The organism is Aeromonas sp. 604282 (assembly GCF_049170575.1).
GTDB lineage: Bacteria > Pseudomonadota > Gammaproteobacteria > Enterobacterales > Aeromonadaceae > Aeromonas > Aeromonas veronii_A.
Map to the genome: position 1 here is coordinate 463,701 of NZ_JAAKMV010000001.1, position 18,587 is coordinate 482,287.

The 18,587-nt window shown below is 55.8% G+C and carries 14 protein-coding genes and 1 pseudogene; 6 read left to right on the forward strand and 9 right to left on the reverse strand.

Annotated features, from left to right (window positions below; all coding sequences use genetic code 11):
* Positions 1 to 443: 443 nt before the first annotated feature.
* Positions 444 to 1,511, forward strand: a complete 1,068-nt coding sequence (locus tag G5367_RS01990) for a hypothetical protein (protein ID WP_421243691.1) — start codon at positions 444 to 446, stop codon at positions 1,509 to 1,511.
* A gap of 158 nt (positions 1,512 to 1,669) precedes the next feature.
* Here G5367_RS01990 and G5367_RS01995 read toward each other — a convergent pair whose 3' ends face one another.
* The 3 genes and pseudogenes from G5367_RS01995 to G5367_RS02005 form a co-directional block, all read right to left on the reverse strand.
* A complete protein-coding gene (locus G5367_RS01995; RefSeq protein WP_421243692.1) occupies positions 1,670 to 1,921 on the reverse strand; it encodes an ogr/Delta-like zinc finger family protein in 252 nt (83 codons plus the stop codon).
* Between the two features lie 58 nt (positions 1,922 to 1,979).
* Positions 1,980 to 2,506: pseudogene (locus G5367_RS02000) on the reverse strand (phage portal protein); the annotation flags it as partial.
* An 18-nt stretch (positions 2,507 to 2,524) separates the two neighbouring features.
* Entirely contained in the window at positions 2,525 to 3,331 is an 807-nt protein-coding gene (locus G5367_RS02005) for a crotonase/enoyl-CoA hydratase family protein (protein ID WP_421243693.1), read from the reverse strand.
* A 168-nt stretch (positions 3,332 to 3,499) separates the two neighbouring features.
* On the opposite strand from G5367_RS02005, the gene G5367_RS02010 reads away from it, so the two are divergent.
* From G5367_RS02010 to G5367_RS02030, 5 genes are all read left to right on the forward strand, one after another.
* Entirely contained in the window at positions 3,500 to 5,287 is a 1,788-nt protein-coding gene (locus G5367_RS02010; RefSeq protein ID WP_421243694.1) for a putative nucleotidyltransferase substrate binding domain-containing protein, read from the forward strand.
* A 2-nt stretch (positions 5,288 to 5,289) separates the two neighbouring features.
* Entirely contained in the window at positions 5,290 to 5,916 is a 627-nt protein-coding gene (locus G5367_RS02015) for a 3'-5' exonuclease (protein ID WP_421243695.1), read from the forward strand.
* A gap of 105 nt (positions 5,917 to 6,021) precedes the next feature.
* Positions 6,022 to 6,333, forward strand: a complete 312-nt coding sequence (locus tag G5367_RS02020) for a DUF485 domain-containing protein (protein ID WP_005336970.1) — start codon at positions 6,022 to 6,024, stop codon at positions 6,331 to 6,333.
* An 11-nt stretch (positions 6,334 to 6,344) separates the two neighbouring features.
* Complete coding sequence (locus tag G5367_RS02025; RefSeq protein ID WP_026035062.1) at positions 6,345 to 7,997, forward strand: cation acetate symporter; 1,653 nt, start codon at positions 6,345 to 6,347, stop codon at positions 7,995 to 7,997.
* Positions 7,998 to 8,164: 167 nt separating this feature from the next.
* Positions 8,165 to 9,757, forward strand: coding sequence for an ABC-F family ATPase (locus G5367_RS02030; RefSeq protein ID WP_058057478.1), 1,593 nt, complete (start codon positions 8,165 to 8,167; stop codon positions 9,755 to 9,757).
* A 242-nt stretch (positions 9,758 to 9,999) separates the two neighbouring features.
* Here G5367_RS02030 and ppiD read toward each other — a convergent pair whose 3' ends face one another.
* From ppiD to tig, 6 genes are all read right to left on the reverse strand, one after another.
* Positions 10,000 to 11,913 carry a peptidylprolyl isomerase gene (ppiD, locus tag G5367_RS02035; RefSeq protein WP_421243696.1) on the reverse strand — a complete coding sequence of 638 codons (1,914 nt, stop codon included), beginning with the start codon at positions 11,911 to 11,913 and terminating at the stop codon, positions 10,000 to 10,002.
* A gap of 150 nt (positions 11,914 to 12,063) precedes the next feature.
* Complete coding sequence (hupB, locus tag G5367_RS02040) at positions 12,064 to 12,336, reverse strand: nucleoid-associated protein HU-beta (protein WP_005315375.1); 273 nt, start codon at positions 12,334 to 12,336, stop codon at positions 12,064 to 12,066.
* A gap of 240 nt (positions 12,337 to 12,576) precedes the next feature.
* Positions 12,577 to 14,931, reverse strand: a complete 2,355-nt coding sequence (gene lon, locus G5367_RS02045) for an endopeptidase La (RefSeq protein WP_216978631.1) — start codon at positions 14,929 to 14,931, stop codon at positions 12,577 to 12,579.
* Positions 14,932 to 15,072: 141 nt separating this feature from the next.
* The gene (gene clpX, locus G5367_RS02050; RefSeq protein ID WP_201938413.1) at positions 15,073 to 16,347 is read right to left on the reverse strand and encodes an ATP-dependent protease ATP-binding subunit ClpX; all 1,275 of its coding nucleotides are present in this window, start codon (positions 16,345 to 16,347) and stop codon (positions 15,073 to 15,075) included.
* Between the two features lie 70 nt (positions 16,348 to 16,417).
* Complete coding sequence (clpP, locus tag G5367_RS02055; RefSeq protein ID WP_005336979.1) at positions 16,418 to 17,041, reverse strand: ATP-dependent Clp endopeptidase proteolytic subunit ClpP; 624 nt, start codon at positions 17,039 to 17,041, stop codon at positions 16,418 to 16,420.
* An 86-nt stretch (positions 17,042 to 17,127) separates the two neighbouring features.
* Complete coding sequence (gene tig / locus G5367_RS02060) at positions 17,128 to 18,438, reverse strand: trigger factor (protein WP_005345092.1); 1,311 nt, start codon at positions 18,436 to 18,438, stop codon at positions 17,128 to 17,130.
* Between the last annotated feature and the right edge of the window lie 149 nt (positions 18,439 to 18,587).

The window sequence follows — 18,587 nt, forward strand, 5'->3', positions numbered from 1 at the left end:
AGGTAGACCCAGCAAGGGAGCATCGGGAGCTGGTTGAGAAAACATGCTAGCACCCTCTGTAAAACTGTATAAATAAACAGTGCAGAAAACCTCTCAAAATGGATCACCGTTCAGTGTTTGGTTCCGCATCCACAAATATCCGATGACCCTGACCACTGCCCAACGGGGTCCTACCTGCAAAACGCGCCAAGTTCAGCTCCCCACCCCTCCAATAATGCCAACTGCAGCAATGGCTAGTAATCTCACATATCTCTAATAACAAAGCGTGACGAGCATCTCTCAAACGAGTATCATTTTAAAATCACTGAATATTTAACATCGTAGAGAGACAATATGAATTAATCATCACGAAATTAACAAACAATCAAATAAAGTAAATCAAGATTTTGTCAAATGCATACGATTTTTTAAAATCATCAAAAAGATATAACAACGAACTGAGAATGACAATGGAACTCGGCATATGTAATTTAAGGTCTGCAATATCCTGGTATTTAGAATATACGTCTAACGGTGACTATTATATACCAGAAGATGATATTGATAGACACATAATAAACAAAACCTTCCCTCATATTGAATACTTCTATGATCAAAGAGATATAGATCTAGACAAAATCAACTCATCCCCAAAAATAATAAAATTGAAAGCTAATGGCGATGCAATTATCACGAGCATACCAAATAACATCTTGGTTCACACCAATATCACAAAGAAGAAAGCAGAACAATATAGCCATCTAGCAAATAAGCTAAGACAAAAAAACATAACTTTGGAAGAAGTGGTTGATATAGAGTTTTTCGAACTTTATGAAGCTCATGAGCTTTATAAACTTGAGCTAAATGGAGAAATCGATAATCTGTATAATGAATTCAGCAACGAAACTACTAGCTCGATTAATAAAAACAACTTTATTAAAAAAACCTCAATGAGAGATATCGCCAAACTCCTTTACAGGATGAAGCTGGAGGAATTTGAAAGTACCTTTATGGGTGAAGACCCCAGTCATCTATATGACATACTTGATAACACTGGAAAACAAGTTAATAAGGAGAAATTTACAGCATTCTTGGATACAGAGAAAATACATATACAGCTTGCAATATGTAGCCATGACAAGAGGAAAAAAATTCCCGTACTTGCATATTTTGGTTATGGAAATTACTATCCATTCGCACAAGGAATAAAAAATAAAGACCTCCGGTTTGGCCGTTTCTCACAAATAAACAGCAGTGATCAAATTGATCACAACTATTACATCAAAGAAATAAACAAATCAAAGGAAATAAAAGAGAGGGAGTTAAAAGAAAAGATAAATTTTTGTCAAAAAAAATACCATGCATTCTTCATGAAAAACTTTAGCCTTGAAATAATTAGAGAGAAATATCATAAAAGCAATGAGAGCGAGAATAAATACCCTCAATTCATCGACAAACTAATATCACTAGAGCCTATTATCAGGACTAAATCTGCAGCATTAATTGCATATAACTACAAATTCTATTCATAACTAACATCTATGAATACGTTGTTAAGAAACAGCTACATTATGAATATTTCTAACGGATGTTGTGGGCTCACAAGAAGGATCCAATATGCCTCTTGCGGCCAAAATATATTCTCATTGTCGTTCAATATATAAATAAGTCATAAGGCAAGACGGGGACGCTATTGCGCCCCCAGTCCTTTAAGTACCATCTGTTTCCCCTCTGGCGTCAGCGAGCTCACCAAGCTCAGCACCAGCTGGTTGGTGGTCTTGGCAGAGGGGCTTAGGGTGTGAGCGAACGACAAGGTGGCTACCCAGCTGTGGCCACACTCGGCATCGGTACACTGGCAGTAGAGATCCGAGACATCATCGCTCAGTCGGTTGGTCTTGGTAATGCGGCCCCGCTGGCCACACACTTTGCAATAAACCCGCATTACGCCCCCTTTACTATCCAAATCAACAGCCTATCTTGCCACAGCAAATACTGTTTGTTTATACAGTTGAACCGATATTCTCCCGAAAATCGGCCCGCAGGGAGACGGGAGTCCCGCGCTGTTGATGGCATCCTGGATAAGCTCGCACAGCGGTAGCACCTCGTTGCGGGCATAGGTGGCATCGTACTTCTCGGGATCCCCGAGCCCTCCCCCGCCATTGGTTGGAATGATACCGGCCAGCGCCGCCGGGAAGCGGTGGCTGGTCAATACATCCTGGGCGGTGATCCCCTTGATGGCGGCGAACTCGTCTTTGGTGGCGATATCCCCCACTGGGATCAACTTGATGCCATCGGGCTTGCCGTCCGGGATGTTGACGAACATGGAGCGGAAGTTCCCTACCCCCTTGCTGATCACAATCATCTCCTTCATCTCCTCCTCGGTGTCATCGTCCATGTTCGGGTCGGTGGCATAGGAGATGAAGCCCATGTGGGCGCCGTTGAGGAAGTACTTGCGCCGAAACAGGGTGGCATCCTGGTTGAGCAGCGCCGACTGCAGGCCACCCAGGTAGTCAGGCATGTCGTAGATCGCTCGTGCAGCTCGCAGTCAGAGCGCATTGCGGCGCGGCCCGAAGGGCAGACGCCAGCGAAACAGGCTGTTAAGGGTGGCTCGCCACTGATTGGGACGTCCCAGGATCTGCTTCTGCAGCCGGGTCTCCTCTTTGAGCATCGCCTCGTCACTGCGGGCCCAGGCCTGGCTGTAGAGCTGCTTGATCCCCGCCAGTGCATCCGGCGACTTGGTGATCAGGGTGCGGGCAAACTCCCGCGCCTCCACCAGCGGATCCGCGCAGACCCGGCTCACCATCCCGAGGGATTTGGCTTCGACGGCATCCAGCTCGCGCCCGCTCATCGCCAGCTCCATGGCGGTATCCTGCCCCATCAGGTTGCGCATGGTGACGCTGCCACTCATGTCGGGAATGATCCCCCACTTGATCTCCATCACCGAGAAGCGGCAATCGGGGGTACTGAAGCGAAAATCGGCGCCGAGCGCAATCTGCAAGCCACCGCCAAAACAGACTCCCTGGGTCACCGCAATCACCGGCACAGGCAACTGATGCCAGCCATAGGCGACCCGCTGGGCCAGATTGGTCGCCTCGTCCGCTTCACGCTTGAGGATATCGAGCGCCGCCACCGGCTGTCTCAGCATGGACTTCACATCCAGCCCGGCGCAGAAGGCCCGCCCCTCGCCATGCAGGATCACCGCCCGCAGCCCCTTGTGCCGGGCGAGCTGCGTCAATGTCTCATCGATGGCACTGAACATGGCGCGGTCCAGCGCATTGAGTTTGTCCCCCCGCGTCAGCATCACTTCGGCAATCCCGTCGTGGATCTCGCACTTGACCCTTGGTTTTTCCATCTCCCTTGTCCTCTCCTTGATCCCTGAAACTGACTCACTGGTCATACCACCACGTTATCAGAGTGTGAACAGGTGGTACAGCTGAGACTAAAGTCGGCTGGTCGCCTCCCCCTCCCTTTGTCACACTGGGAGCTGCATGAGTGCCGCAAGCCAGCAGAGGACGCTGTCATGTCAACCCTGTTCAATTTTGCCAGACCACCGTTCGACCGACTGGGCGAGGAGGCGCGCGAGCGGCTCTCCCGTCACCTCTCGCTCTGCTATTTTCGGGCCGGGGATCTGCTGCTCAAGGAGGGGGACGAGCCTCCCGGCCTCTATCTCATCATCAAGGGGGCGGTGGAAGAGTCGGCCCCTCACCACCAGTTTGGTGATTACGGGGTCGATGATCTGTTCGATGTGCGCGCCCAGTTTGATGGTCGCTGCCGCCACCGCTTCACCGCACTGGAAGATAGCCTCTGCCAGCTCATTCCTCGCCACACCTTTCTGGCGCTCTGTGAGAAGGATCCGCAGTTTGCCAGCTACTTCACCGCCAATCTGGCCGAGCGCCAGCGCCAGCAGGAGCAACGCGAACAACTGGGTCAGAAGAATCTGGCGGAATTTATCCTGACTCGCATCGAACCGGGCCACCTGCAAGCACCGCTTATCGTCGACAGCAAGCTGTCACTGCTGGCGGCGACCGAAGCCATGGTGAGCAAGGGAACCGATTGCCTGCTCTACCCGGCCCACGACGGCTCTCTCACGCTGGCAACCCGCAAGACCTTGCTCCACGCCCTGACCCTCAAGGGATTGCCGCTGACGGCCCCCCTCTCGGTGCTGACCCCCACGCCCCTGATTGGTCTGCCGCTGGAGAGCTATCTGTTTGATGCCCTGCTGCTGATGACCCGCCATCGCATCAAGCGACTGGTGGTGTGGCGTGGCAACGAAGTGGCGGGTATCTTGCAACTGACTCAGGTGCTGGGGCTCTTCTCGACCCACTCCCACGTGCTGACCCTGCGCATTGCCCGAGCCGACAGCCTGCCGGCACTGGAGGCGGTGGCCCGCGAACAGCAACAATTGACCCGCTCCCTGTTTGCCCAGGGGATCCACACCGCCTTTTTGATGAAGCTCATCGCCACCATCAACGAGCAGCTGATCGCCAAAGCCTTTGCGCTGGTGATCCCCCCCGAGGTGCAGGATAAGGTTTGCCTGCTGATGCTGGGCTCGGAGGGGCGTGGCGAGCAGATCCTCAAAACCGATCAGGACAACGCCCTGATCCTGCCAGAGGGGCTGGCATGGCCCACCCAGGCAGCCGATCTGGCCGAATTCAGCGCCCTGCTGGAGCGCCTCGGCTACCCGCTGTGCCCCGGGCAGGTGATGGTGAACAATCCGGCCTGGGTAAAAACAGGCATCGAGTGGCAAAGCGCCATTGCCTGCGCCTGCACCACGGCAAAAGAGGATGAGCTGCTCTGGCTCGCCACCCTGGCCGATGCTCACCCCATCGCGGGGGATCGACAGCTCCATCTGCCGGTTGCCAGAGCACTGCGCGAGAAGTTGGCGGACAGACGGGATCTGCTGGCGGAGATGGTGCGACCGGCCGTGGCCTTTCATGCCCCCCTCACCCTGTTTGGCAGGCTGGAGCAGCCACCGGAAGGGCTGGACCTGAAGCGAGGCGGCCTGTTCCCGCTGGTGCACGGCATCCGCATGCTGGCCCTTGAGGCAGGCATTCTGGAGACTTCAACCTTGGGGCGTATCGATGCACTGGTGGCCGCCGAGCGGCTCAGTGCCGACTATGGCAGCAATCTGGCGGAGGCCTTCCGGCTCTTTATCCGACTGAGGCTGCGCAGCCAGCTAAAGGGAGGCAATAGTCGGGTGCAGACAAACGAGCTTAGCCACAGCGAGCGGGATCTGCTGCGCCAGGCGCTGCATCAGGTGAAGAAGTTCCAGCAGTGGCTCACCTTGCACTTTCGTCTGAGACAATAGCCATGTTGAGCCGCGCTCGACGCTACTGGTATGGCCGTGCGTTCCGAACTGGCGAGTTCACGCCTCTCTTTGCCACCCCACCGAAAGATGAACGGATCGCCCTCGATTTCGAGACCACCAGTCTCGATCCCGAGCAGGCCGAGATCGTCTCCATCGGAGCGGTGCGCATTCAGGGTAACCGGCTGCTAACCGGCGAGGCCCTCGCCATCAAGGTGCAGCCACCGGCCAGCCTGACCAGTCAATCTGTGGTGATCCACGGTCTGCGCCATCAGGATCTGCAACAGGGAATGGAGCTGGAAGCCGCGCTGCGCCTGCTACTCGACTATATCGGCCCGCGCGAACTGGTGGGCTATCACATCGCCTACGACCTGCGCATTCTCAATCTTGCCTGCCAGAAATTGTGGGGATTGACCCTGCCCCAGCGAGGGATCGAGGTGAGCCAGCTCTATCACGACCACCTCTATCGCCGCTATCCCGATGCGGCCATTGACCTCCACTTAAGTGCCATCTGCAGCCACCTTGAACTCCCATCCCTGCCCGCCCACGACGCCCTTGCCGATGCCACCACGGCCGCGCTCATCTACCTGCGCCTGACCTGCGGCTCGCCGCTCACTTATCCCAAAGTCTAATTGTCGAGAAATAACATTTAATTCACATTTTGCTTACATGAGCAGATTGCCTGCTCGTCGGGGTTACCCCATCCACCGCTGACACTCATGTCATGGAGAACTGCAATGGAACAGCAAAGCTATCTGAGGATCCAGCAAGATCCCAACTTCCAGGAGCTGGTCGCCAAACGCCAGCGTTTTGCCTGGGCCCTCTCGGCTCTGATGCTGGGACTCTACCTGGCGTTTATTCTGCTCATCGCCTTTGCCCCCGGTTGGCTCGGCACCCCGCTCAGCGACAGCACCACCGTCACCCGTGGCATTCCGGTCGGGGTGGGACTGATCCTCTCCTCCTTCGTGTTGACCGGCATCTATGTGTTTCGGGCCAACGGCGAGTTTGACGAGCTGAATCAGAAGATCCTCAAGGGAGTGCAGTCATGAGCGCAAAAAGCATGAAAGGCAAGTGGCTGCTGTTGGCCTCACTGGCCTCCTCCCCCCTGCTGGCAGCGGATGCGCTGACCGGCGAGGTACAACGCCAACCCCTCAATGTATCGGCCATCGTGATGTTCGTGGTCTTTGTGGCCGCCACCCTGTTCATCACCTATTGGGCCTCCAAGCGCAACCGCTCGGCTTCCGACTACTATGCGGCCGGTGGCCGTATCACCGGCTTCCAGAACGGTCTGGCCATCGCCGGTGACTATATGTCCGCCGCCTCCTTCCTCGGGATCTCCGCGCTGGTCTACACCTCCGGCTACGATGGCCTGATTTACTCCATCGGTTTTCTGGTGGGCTGGCCCATCATTCTGTTCCTGATCGCCGAGCGGCTGCGCAACCTCGGCAAATATACCTTTGCCGATGTCGCCTCCTATCGTCTCAAGCAGACTGAAGTGCGTACCCTCTCCGCCTGTGGTTCGCTGGTGGTGGTCGCCCTCTACCTGATCGCCCAGATGGTCGGTGCCGGCAAACTGATCGAGCTGCTGTTTGGCCTGCAATACCATGTGGCCGTGGTGCTGGTCGGTATCCTGATGGTGCTCTACGTGCTGTTTGGCGGCATGCTGGCCACTACCTGGGTGCAGATCATTAAGGCAGTGATGCTGCTCTCCGGTGCCAGCTTCATGGCCATCATGGTCATGAAATCGGTCAACTTCGATATCGGTGCCCTGTTTAGCGAAGCGGTCAAGGTGCACGAGAAAGGGATCGCCATCATGAGCCCAGGTGGCCTGGTTGCTGACCCCATCTCCGCCATCTCGCTCGGTCTGGCATTGATGTTCGGTACCGCCGGTCTGCCCCATATCCTGATGCGTTTCTTCACCGTGAGCGATGCCAAAGAGGCGCGTAAATCGGTGTTCTACGCCACCGGCTTTATCGGCTACTTCTACATCCTCACCTTCATCATCGGCTTTGGCGCCATCTTGCTGGTGAGCACCAACCCGGCCTTCAAGGACGCCACCGGCGCCCTGCTGGGCGGCACCAACATGGCGGCAGTCCATCTGGCCAATGCGGTCGGTGGCAGCCTGTTCCTCGGCTTCATCTCCGCCGTGGCATTTGCCACCATTCTGGCGGTAGTTGCCGGATTGACCCTGGCGGGAGCCTCTGCGGTCTCCCATGACCTCTATGCCAGTGTGCTGAAGAAGGGCAAGGCCAACGAGACGGATGAACTGCGCGTCTCCAAAATGACGACTCTGGTGCTGGGTGTGGTTGCCATTGGTCTGGGGATCCTGTTCGAGAAGCAGAACATCGCCTTCATGGTGGGTCTGGCCTTCTCCATCGCCGCCAGCTGCAACTTCCCGGTACTGTTCCTCTCCATGTTCTGGTCACGCCTGACCACCCGTGGCGCAGTCTACGGTGGCTGGCTGGGGCTGGTGAGCGCAGTGACCCTGATGATCCTGGGCCCGACTGTGTGGGTGAAAGTGTTGGGCCATGCCCAGGCCATCTTCCCCTACGAATACCCTGCCCTCTTCTCCATGGGGTTGGCCTTCGTCGGGATCTGGTTCTTCTCCATCACCGACAGCTCCCAGAACGCCGCCGACGAACACGCCAAGTTCCTGCCGCAGTTCGTTCGCTCCCAAACCGGGCTGGGGGCCTCTGGCGCTACCTCCCACTAACAGATCAAGTTCATCCTTCCAAGCCGGCCTCGCGCCGGCTTTTTTTATTGCCCATCAATCGGCTGCACGCCCCGCTTGCCCCGATCAAGATCACACTTCTCGCTAAAACTTTCGGGGGATCTGTGCCATAATGCGCGCCATTTGACAGACCAATCGGGACACATACCTTGTTAAGTAGCAACAACATCACCATGCAGTTCGGCGCCAAGCCGCTGTTTGAGAACATCAACGTCAAGTTTGGCGGCGGCAACCGCTATGGCCTTATCGGCGCCAACGGCTGTGGCAAGTCCACCTTTATGAAGATCCTCGGTGGTGATCTGGAGCCCACTGGCGGTAATGTGAGCCTGGACGTCAACGAGCGCATCGGTAAGCTGCGTCAGGATCAGTTCGCCTACGAAGATATGCGCGTACTGGACGTGGTCATGATGGGTCACACCGAGCTGTGGGCAGCCATCGCCGAGCGCGATGCCATCTACGCCAACCTCGAAGCCACCGACGAAGACTATATGAAGGCCGCTGAGCTGGAAGGTCTGGTCGCCGAATATGACGGCTACACCGCCGAAGCGCGCGCAGGCGAGCTGCTGCTGGGTGTCGGCATTCCCCTTGAGCAGCACAACGGCCCGATGAGCGAAGTGGCGCCGGGCTGGAAACTGCGGGTGCTGCTGGCACAGGCGCTCTTCTCCAACCCCGATATCCTGTTGCTGGACGAACCGACCAACAACCTGGACATCAACACCATTCGCTGGCTGGAGCAGGTGCTCAACGATCGTGAAAGCACCATGATCATCATTTCTCACGACCGTCACTTCCTGAACTCCGTCTGTACCCACATGGCGGATCTGGACTACGGAGAACTGCGCGTTTACCCGGGCAACTACGACGACTACATGCTGGCCGCCACCCAGGCGCGCGAGCGTCTGCTGGCCGACAACGCCAAAAAGAAGGCCCAGATCGCCGATCTGCAATCCTTCGTCTCCCGTTTCAGCGCCAACGCCTCCAAGTCCCGTCAGGCGACCTCCCGTCTCAAGCAGATCGACAAGATCAAGATTGAGGACGTCAAGGTCTCCAGCCGCCAGAACCCCTTCATCCGCTTCGAGCAGGACAAAAAGCTCTATCGCAACATCCTGGAAGTGGAAGGTGTATCCAAGGGTTATGGCGACGGTCCCCTGTTCAAGGGCCTCAACATGATGATGGAAGTGGGCGAGAAGGTCGCCATTCTGGGTACCAACGGTATCGGTAAATCGACTCTGATCAAGACCTTGGTGGGCGCACTGGCTCCGGATACCGGCACCATCAAGTGGTCCGAGAACGCCCAGATCGGTTACTACGCTCAGGATCACGCCGAAGACTTCGACACTGATCTCAACGTGTTCGACTGGATGGCCCAGTGGAAACAGGAGAACGAAGACGAGCAGGCTGTACGCTCCATACTGGGCCGTCTGCTGTTCTCTCAGGACGACATCAAGAAACCGGTCAAGGTGCTCTCCGGTGGTGAACAGGGTCGCATGCTGTTCGGCAAGCTGATGATGCAGCGCCCCAATATCCTGATCATGGATGAGCCGACCAACCACCTGGACATGGAATCCATCGAATCCTTGAACATGGCGCTGGAGCTCTACCAGGGGACCCTGATCTTCGTCTCTCACGACCGCGAATTCGTCTCCTCCCTGGCGACCCGCATCCTGGAGCTGACCGAAGATGGCATCCGCGACTTCGGCGGCACCTACGAGGATTACCTGCGCACCCAGGGCGTGGTATAACCCCGCTCTGCGCAATGCAAAACCGGCACTCAGGTGCCGGTTTTTTTATATCCCGTTTTTAGACGACTGAGATGGCGTATAACCGCGGTGTGACTACACGCCACAGAGCAGAGAGCAGAGAGCAGAGAGCAGAGAGCAGAGAGCAGAGAGCAGAGAGCAGAGCTTGAATATCTCCCCTCTTGCTCACAGATAAAAAAACGGCTCCATCAAGGAGCCGTTTTCAATGGATTGCGCAGTGCCGATTACTCGACGGTCGCTTCCACACTGGTGAAGTACTCGATCTTGGCTGCTTTGCGCAACTCGTCGATCAGAGACTTGTAATCCACCTGGGCTTTGCCCTGACCCAGCTGAGCTTGCAGCATGGCGGCCATACCGGACGCAGCGGCAGGGACGTTGACCTTGTCCAGCGCAACTACCACGCGATCACCATTGTTCTCTGCAACCAACCCGACACTGGGCTTGCCATCTTTGGGATGGGGCAACATAAAGGCTTCTGTGACCAGATTCTCATCCATCGCCCGTTCGAAGCGGGAAACCCCTTTGTGGGTTTCTACTTTCAGCCCCAAAGCAGCCAGGTCCCCATCTATGCTCTCACCGACCTTCAGCTTGTCCAGCAAACCCTGAGCCTTGCCACGGGCCACTTCGCTAGCCTTGTCATGCTTGATGGCGGCAATCACCTGCTCTTTCACCTCGGCCAACGGCTTGACCGCTTTGGGCTTGTGACCGGTGATGTGCAGTACCAGCGCCTTGCCATCGCTGAGTTCGATCACGTCGGAGTTGGTGTTGTCCTCGCGCAACTGCTCGGAAAACGCCACAGAAAGCACCTTGGGATCGTTCAGCGGTGCTGGGGCATTTGTTTGAGTGAAGTAATCGGTAGAATCGACCTTCATCCCCATTGCCTCGGCAGTCAGATCCAGCGAGTCCGGGTTCTCGAAGCTATGGTCAGCCATCTTCTGCTGCTCAGCAAAGAATTTCTCCTTGGCCTTGTCAGCTTGCAGACGAGTGATGGTCTCTTCCTTCACATCGGCAAACGGCTTGGTCTGGGCAGCTTGAACCCCCAGCAGCTTGATGATGTGGAAACCGAACGGGCTCTTCACTACGGTGGAGAGATCACCAGCCTTGTTCAGGGCAAAGGCCGCCTTCTCGAAAGCCGGATCCATCACCCCTTTCTCGAACCAGTCCAGCTCGCCGCCTTTTTTGGCAGAGAAGGTATCGGAGGAGTCAGCCTTGGCCAATGCAGCAAAATCATCTCCAGCTTTGGCTTTGGCCAATACGGCCTCGGCCTTCTGCTCAGCCGCTTTCTCATCCTTGCCAAACGGGATCAGAATATGAGCCACGTGGCGACGCTCGGCACGCTGGAACAGATCCTGGTGCTGATCGTAGTAATCCTGGGCATCCTGCTCGGTGACCTTGATATCTTTGGCGAGGTTGGCGGCGTCCAGCAGCAGATAGTCGACCTTGACCTGCTCGTCGTTCATGAAACGGGCACCATTGGTCTTGTAGTACTGCTCCAGCTCGTTGTCGGAGACCTGAACGTCAGCCATGTAGTTGGCGGCAGCCAGACGAACCAGGCGCAGATCGCGAGTCTGGTTGTAGAGCTTGTCGAGCTGCTCCGCTTCACCCTTGAGAGAGAATTCGGTGCCCAGCAGGGCGCTCATCAGCTGTTGACGCACCATATCCTGACGCAGGGAGTCACGGAACATTTCGGGAGTCATACCAGCACGACGGATCAACTGAAGATAGCGGTCATTGTTGAACTTGCCGTTCTCGGCAAACTCCGGCATCGCTACGATGGCCTGCTTGATCTGTTCATCGCTGATGCGCAGACCCAGTTCACGGGCCTTGCTGTCCAGCAGCGCCTGATCGATCAGCCGATCCAGCACGCCACGGCGGAACTGTTTCATGTAATCGGGGTTCGCGGCCAGCTGGCTGAATGCCTCTCCCATCTGGGATTCCATGCGGGCGCGCTCGTTACGGTAGGCATTTTCCAGTGCCGCAGCACTGATCTCGGTGCCATTGACGGTGGCGGGGGCGGTACGGGCCGGGCCGTTCAGGTAACTACCTACACCAGCCAAGGCAAAGGAGAGGATGATCAGGCCCAAGATAACCTTGGCTACCTTGCCCTGCGCCCCTTCGCGTAGTTTATCCAACATCATGTTTGTACTTATGCTCCCGAACTCGATGGGCGTAAACAATAAAAAGGCGCACCGATTGCGATGCGCCTTGGTCAATCAGTATGAGAGAAGACTCTCTAACTTGTCTGGTCTGCGACCAAGGACGGTAGCCGACGGATATCAGCGACCGACTTAGTTAACAGCGTCTTTCAGGGCCTTACCAGCTTTGAAGGCAGGAACTTTACCAGCAGCGATTTCGATGGTCGCGCCAGTCTGCGGGTTACGGCCTGAACGGGCAGCACGCTCGCGTACAGCGAAAGTACCAAAACCGACCAGAGCAACCTGGTCACCCTCTTTCAGCGCTTCACCAACAGCATCAATGAAGGCATCCAATGCACGGCCAGCGGCAGCTTTGGAGATATCGGCACCGTCTGCAATCTTGTCAATCAGTTGAGATTTATTCACTCTTATATTCCCCTTTTATCGAACACCGCTGCGGCGCTGATTTCCCTGGCCACAACAAGTGGAGGTTTTATAGCAAGCCTCCTGATCAGTTGCAAGTGACAATCTGGCGCAAACCCGCGCCACACAACGCATTGCGACTCATCACGAGTACCCGATCGGTGGTCAAGGCTACTTCCGTTATCGGGCGCATGCAAGCCTTAACCACCCGCCGAATGCGCCAAATTTGCGGCGCATCAACATTTACACGACAGAAACGCGCTCAAACCCCTGCGGATTGTCCTGCAACGCCAATTCCAGCACCTCGTCAATCCAGCGAACAGGATAAATTTCAAGGTCTTGTTTGACGTTTGCCGGGATCTCCTCAAGGTCACGCTCGTTCTCTTTCGGAATAAGCACTCGCTTGATGCCGCCACGGTGGGCTGCCAGCAACTTCTCCTTCAGACCACCAATGGGTAGTACTTCGCCGCGCAAGGTGATCTCTCCTGTCATCGCCACATCAGCACGAACCGGATTACCGGTCAAGCTGGAGACCAGTGCGGTACACATGGCGATACCGGCGCTCGGACCATCTTTCGGGGTGGCCCCTTCCGGCACGTGCACGTGGATATCACGCTTCTCGTAGAAGTCGGCGTTGATGCGCAGCTTCTCGGCACGGGTGCGCACCACCGTCATCGCCGCTTGAATGGACTCCTGCATCACTTCACCGAGGGAACCGGTATAAGTGAGCTTGCCCTTGCCCGGCATGTTGGTGGTCTCGATGGTGAGCAGATCGCCCCCCACTTCGGTCCACGCCAGACCACACACCTGACCCACCTGATTCTGGTCGGTGGCCTTGCCGTAATCGAAACGCTGCACCCCGAGGAACTCCTTGAGGTTCTCCTGATTGACCTGAACATGCTTGATGCTCTTGTCCAGCAGGATGCGTTTGACCGCCTTGCGACAAATCTTGGAGATCTCGCGCTCCAGACTCCGCACCCCCGCCTCGCGGGTGTAGTAGCGGATCACCCCGACCAGGGCAGAATCTTCGATGGTGATCTCGGACTCTTTCAGGCCGTTGCGCTGGATCTGCTTGGCAACCAGATGCTGCTTGGCAATGTTGAGCTTCTCATCTTCGGTGTAACCGGAGAGACGGATCACTTCCATCCGGTCCAGCAACGGGCCCGGGATGTTCATGGAGTTGGAGGTGGCCACGAACATCACGTCCGACAGGTCATAATCCACTTCCAGGTAGTGATCGTTGAAGCTGTTGTTCTGTTCCGGATCCAGCACTTCCAGCAAGGCGGATGCGGGATCGCCGCGCATGTCCGAGCTCATCTTGTCGATCTCGTCGAGCAGGAACAGCGGGTTCTTCACACCGACTTTCGCCATCTTCTGGATGAGTTTGCCAGGCATGGAACCGATATAGGTACGGCGGTGACCGCGGATCTCCGCTTCGTCACGCACCCCACCGAGGGCCATCCGCACATATTTACGGCCCGTCGCCTTGGCGATAGATTGGCCAAGGGAGGTCTTGCCCACACCGGGAGGCCCAACCAGACAGAGGATGGGGCCCTTGAGCTTGTTCACCCGTGCCTGTACCGCCAGATATTCAAGGATGCGATCCTTGACCTTCTCCAGGCCATAGTGATCGGCATCCAGCACCTCTTGCGCCTTGCCAAGGTCTTTCTTGACCTTGGAGCGCGCTTTCCACGGCACCTGAACCATCCAGTCCACATAGCTGCGCACCACGGTAGCCTCGGCAGACATGGGCGACATCATTTTCAACTTGGCAAGCTCGGCCTGCGCCTTTTCACGGGCATCTTCCGGCATGCCAGCCTCTTCAATCTTGCGATTGAGGGCTTCAAACTCATCCGGGCTATCTTCCAGCTCACCCAGCTCTTTCTGGATGGCCTTCATCTGCTCGTTTAGGTAATACTCGCGCTGGCTCTTTTCCATCTGCTTCTTGACGCGAGTACGGATGCGCTTCTCGACCTGCAGCAGGTCAATTTCCGACTCCATCATCGCCATCAGGAATTCGATGCGCTCGGAGACAGAGACAATCTCCAGCACCTTCTGCTTGTCTTCCAGCTTGAGCGGCATGTGGGCCGCCATGGTGTCAGCCAGACGCGCAGCATCGTCGATCGCCGAGATCGAGGTCAGTACCTCGGGCGGGATCTTCTTGTTGAGCTTGATATAGCCTTCAAACTGGCCGATGGCGGAGCGAACCAGCACTTCCTGATCCTTCTCCTCAATGGCTTGGGAGGGGATGTACTGGGCCTCGCAGACAAAGAAATCCTTGTCGTCGATCATCCGCTCCAGGCGGGCACGCTGTCCCCCCTCTACCAGCACCTTGACGGTGCCGTCCGGCAGCTTGAGCATCTGCAGAATATTGGCCACTGTCCCGACGGAGAAGATCTCCTCCACCGTCGGCTCGTCGGTTGACGCATCCTTCTGGGCCACCAGCAGAACTTTCTTGTCCTGCTCCATGGCCGCTTCCAGACAGCGAATGGATTTTTCCCGCCCCACAAAGAGTGGAATGACCATGTGGGGGTAAACCACCACGTCACGAAGAGGCAGGACGGGAATCTCGATGCGTTCTGAACGCTCTAGGTTCATATATGTCCTCTCGGCTTGTTATACCGTTGGCAAAGCGCTTGGCTGAGTATATGGGGGCGCAGAGATGAGATTCAATCGCCGAAACCGCAAAAAGCATGAAAGGGGCAAAAAGCCCCTTCCATTTGATTAAAAATCAGACATTTACTCTGATGCAGCAGCCTGGGTCTCGGGATTTTCGTAGATCATCAAGGGCGCAGAGTCCCCTTTGATCACGGTCTCGTCGATCACCACCTTGCTGACCCCTTCCAGAGAAGGCAGGTCATACATGGTATCCAGCAGTACGGCTTCCACGATGGAACGCAGACCACGAGCACCGGTTTTACGCTCCATCGCCTTGCGGGCTATGGCGTTGAGTGCGTCGTCACGGAACTCGAGCTCAACCCCTTCCAGATCGAACAACGCAGCGTACTGTTTGGTCAGTGCGTTTTTCGGCTCTTTCAGGATCTGGATAAGGGCAGCCTCGTCCAGTTCGGTCAGGGTCGCGACCACCGGCAGACGGCCGATAAACTCGGGGATCAGACCATACTTGATCAGATCTTCCGGCTCTACCTTGGCGAAGGTCTCGCTCAGGGTGGCCTTGGCATCCTTGGATTTTACCTCGGCGCCAAAACCGATACCGGTCCCCTTCACGGAACGCTGCTCGATCACCTTGTCCAGACCGGCAAAGGCACCACCACAGATGAAGAGGATCTTGGAGGTATCAACCTGCAAAAACTCCTGCTGCGGGTGCTTGCGACCACCTTGCGGTGGCACGGAAGCGATGGTTCCTTCGATCAGCTTGAGCAGTGCCTGCTGTACCCCTTCCCCGGAGACATCGCGGGTGATGGAGGGATTGTCCGACTTGCGGGAGATCTTGTCGATCTCGTCGATGTAGACGATGCCACGCTGAGCCTTTTCTACGTCGTAGTCGCACTTTTGCAGCAGCTTCTGGATGATGTTCTCCACGTCCTCGCCCACGTAACCTGCTTCGGTCAGGGTGGTCGCATCGGCCATGGTGAACGGCACATCCAGCAGGCGAGCCAGAGTCTCGGCAAGCAGGGTCTTGCCGCTGCCGGTCGGGCCAATCAGCAGGATGTTGGATTTGCCAAGCTCCACACCACTGTTTTCGCCGCTGTTGCGCAGACGCTTGTAGTGGTTGTAGACGGCAACGGCCAACACCTTCTTGGCATACTCCTGCCCGATCACATAGTCATCGAGATGAGCGCGGATCTGATGAGGGGTCGGCAGCTCGTTACCATCGCGCTTGGGCGAGATCTCGCGGATCTCTTCGCGGATGATGTCGTTGCACAGCTCGACACACTCATCGCATATGTAGACGGAAGGGCCAGCGATCAGCTTGCGCACTTCATGCTGGCTTTTGCCGCAAAAAGAGCAGTAGAGCAGCTTATCACCCTCACCCTTGCGTTTTTCTGTCATTCAGCAACCTCGTTTTATCAATAGAGGATGGATCGGCCTGTTGAGTTTACAACAGACCGGGACACCCTGCTCAGCTACGCTGGCTCAGGACACCGTCTACCAAGCCATAGGCCACAGCCTGCTCGGCGGACATGAAGTTGTCACGATCGGTGTCACGCTCGATAGTAGCCATGTCCTGACCGGTGTGGAACGCCAGGCGCTCGTTCAGGGTATTTTTAATCTTCAGGATCTCCTGGGCGTGGATCTGGATATCAGATGCCTGCCCCTGGAAGCCACCCAGCGGCTGGTGGATCATCACACGGGCGTTAGGCAGGCAGAAACGCTTGCCCTTGGCGCCACCAGCCAGCAGGAAGGCACCCATGGAACAGGCCTGCCCCATGCAGACGGTGCTGACATCCGGCTTGATGAACTGCATGGTGTCGTAGATGGACATGCCCGCAGTCACCGAACCACCCGGCGAGTTGATGTAGATATAGATGTCCTTGTCCGGATTCTCGGACTCGAGGAACAGCAGTTGGGCAACCACCAGATTGGCCATGTGATCTTCAACCTGACCGGTCAGGAAGATCACCCGCTCTTTCAGCAGACGGGAGTAAATATCGTAGGAACGTTCACCCTTGGCAGTCTGTTCGACCACGATGGGGACCAGCGCATTGCTGGGAGAATCGGTCATATCGTTATAGTTCTTGTACATAAGGCATTGTCCCTAAAATAAAATGGCCCGAGTGGAGATCACACGAGCCATTATACTTAACAGTCTTGACCTTAAGTCAAATGTTCTTAGGCAGCGGCGCCAGACTTGTTGATCACTTCGTCAAAGGCAACTTCTTTTTCGGTCACTTGCGCTTTGGACAGGATCAGGTCGATGGCTTGATCTTCTACTGCCAGGTTACGAACGCCGTTCAGCATCTGTTCGTTCTTCTGGTAGTACTCGATCACTTCCTTCGGATCTTCGTAGGCAGTCGCCATGGACTCGATGATGCTGTTTACACGGGCATCGTCAGCCTTGATCTCGTTGGTGCGGATCACGTCCCCCAGCAGCAGGCCTACACGTACACGACGCTCGGCTTGAGCCTGGAACAGTTCAGCCGGCAGCTCGGGAGCGTTGCCGCCCTGGAAACCACCGAAGCGCTGCAGAGCCTGCTGACGCAGTGCGTCGATCTCTTGAGCAACAGCTGCTTTCGGCAGGTCGATTTGGTTGGCTTCAACCAGACCGTTCAGAACCTGCTCTTTCACGCTGTTTTTCAGGGCTTGAGCCAGTTCGCGTTCCATGTTCTTGCGCACTTCGGCTTTCAGCTCTTCAACAGAACCGCTTTCGATACCGAAACGCTTCACGAACTCTTCGGTCAGCTCAGGCAGGATCTGCTCTTCAACCTTGATCAGCTTGGAAGCGAACTTGGCTTCTTTGCCTTTCAGGTTTTCAGCGTGGTAGTCAGCCGGGAAGGTCACTTCGATGGTGAACTCGTCGCCCGCTTTCTTGCCCAGGATGGCGTCTTCGAAGCCCGGGATCATACGGCCAGCGCCCAGGACCAGGTTGAAGCCTTCAGCTTTGCCGCCGTCGAACTCTTCACCGTCGATGGAACCGACGAAGTCCATGGTCACACGCATGCCATTGGCAGCAGCAACATCGGCATCAGCCCAAGTAGCGTGCTGCTTGCGCAGGGTGTCGATCATGTTGGCCAGATCTTCATCCTTCACGGTCGCAACCGGCTTCTCGACCTTGATGGTCTCAAGACCTGCAACTTCGAACTCCGGATACACTTCAAAAGTGGCGGTGAATTCGAAATCCTGACCCTCTTTGATCTCTTTCGGATCCATGGTCGGGGCACCGGCCGGGCTCAGTTTGTTTTCGATGATGGCTTTGATGAAGTTGCTCTGCATCATTTCATCAGCAACGCGGGCGTGAGCCATGGCGCCGAACATCTTCTTGATGATGGCAACCGGAGCCTTGCCAGGACGGAAACCGTCGATGCGACGAGTTTTGGCCAGGCCATTCAATTCTTTACGCACAGCGGCGTCTACGGTAGCAGCCGGTACAGTGATGGTAAGACGGCGTTCCAGACCCTGGGTTGTCTCTACAGAAACTTGCATTCTTCTACCTCGTTCAACTCAGCACTGTGTGCTGACCCTTTATTGCCCCTGGGCAAAGCCCGGAGTCTTCCTGTTTATAAAGACAACGATATGTCTTTGTGATGAGAAAATATGACGCGGCATTATAGCGGCGCACTTTGGTCGAGTCG

What these genes read in the sequence shown, in the direction of transcription:
- G5367_RS02020 (WP_005336970.1), top strand. Translation starts at nt 6,022, where the DNA reads ATGGAACAGCAAAGCTATCTGAGGATCCAGCAAGATCCCAACTTCCAG.
- tig (WP_005345092.1), bottom strand. Translation starts at nt 18,438, where the DNA reads ATGCAAGTTTCTGTAGAGACAACCCAGGGTCTGGAACGCCGTCTTACC.
- clpP (WP_005336979.1), bottom strand. Translation starts at nt 17,041, where the DNA reads ATGTACAAGAACTATAACGATATGACCGATTCTCCCAGCAATGCGCTG.
- G5367_RS02025 (WP_026035062.1), top strand. Translation starts at nt 6,345, where the DNA reads ATGAAAGGCAAGTGGCTGCTGTTGGCCTCACTGGCCTCCTCCCCCCTG.
- G5367_RS02010 (WP_421243694.1), top strand. Translation starts at nt 3,500, where the DNA reads ATGTCAACCCTGTTCAATTTTGCCAGACCACCGTTCGACCGACTGGGC.
- G5367_RS02015 (WP_421243695.1), top strand. Translation starts at nt 5,290, where the DNA reads ATGTTGAGCCGCGCTCGACGCTACTGGTATGGCCGTGCGTTCCGAACT.
- G5367_RS01995 (WP_421243692.1), bottom strand. Translation starts at nt 1,921, where the DNA reads ATGCGGGTTTATTGCAAAGTGTGTGGCCAGCGGGGCCGCATTACCAAG.
- lon (WP_216978631.1), bottom strand. Translation starts at nt 14,931, where the DNA reads ATGAACCTAGAGCGTTCAGAACGCATCGAGATTCCCGTCCTGCCTCTT.
- ppiD (WP_421243696.1), bottom strand. Translation starts at nt 11,913, where the DNA reads ATGATGTTGGATAAACTACGCGAAGGGGCGCAGGGCAAGGTAGCCAAG.
- G5367_RS01990 (WP_421243691.1), top strand. Translation starts at nt 444, where the DNA reads ATGACAATGGAACTCGGCATATGTAATTTAAGGTCTGCAATATCCTGG.
- clpX (WP_201938413.1), bottom strand. Translation starts at nt 16,347, where the DNA reads ATGACAGAAAAACGCAAGGGTGAGGGTGATAAGCTGCTCTACTGCTCT.
- G5367_RS02005 (WP_421243693.1), bottom strand. Translation starts at nt 3,331, where the DNA reads ATGGAAAAACCAAGGGTCAAGTGCGAGATCCACGACGGGATTGCCGAA.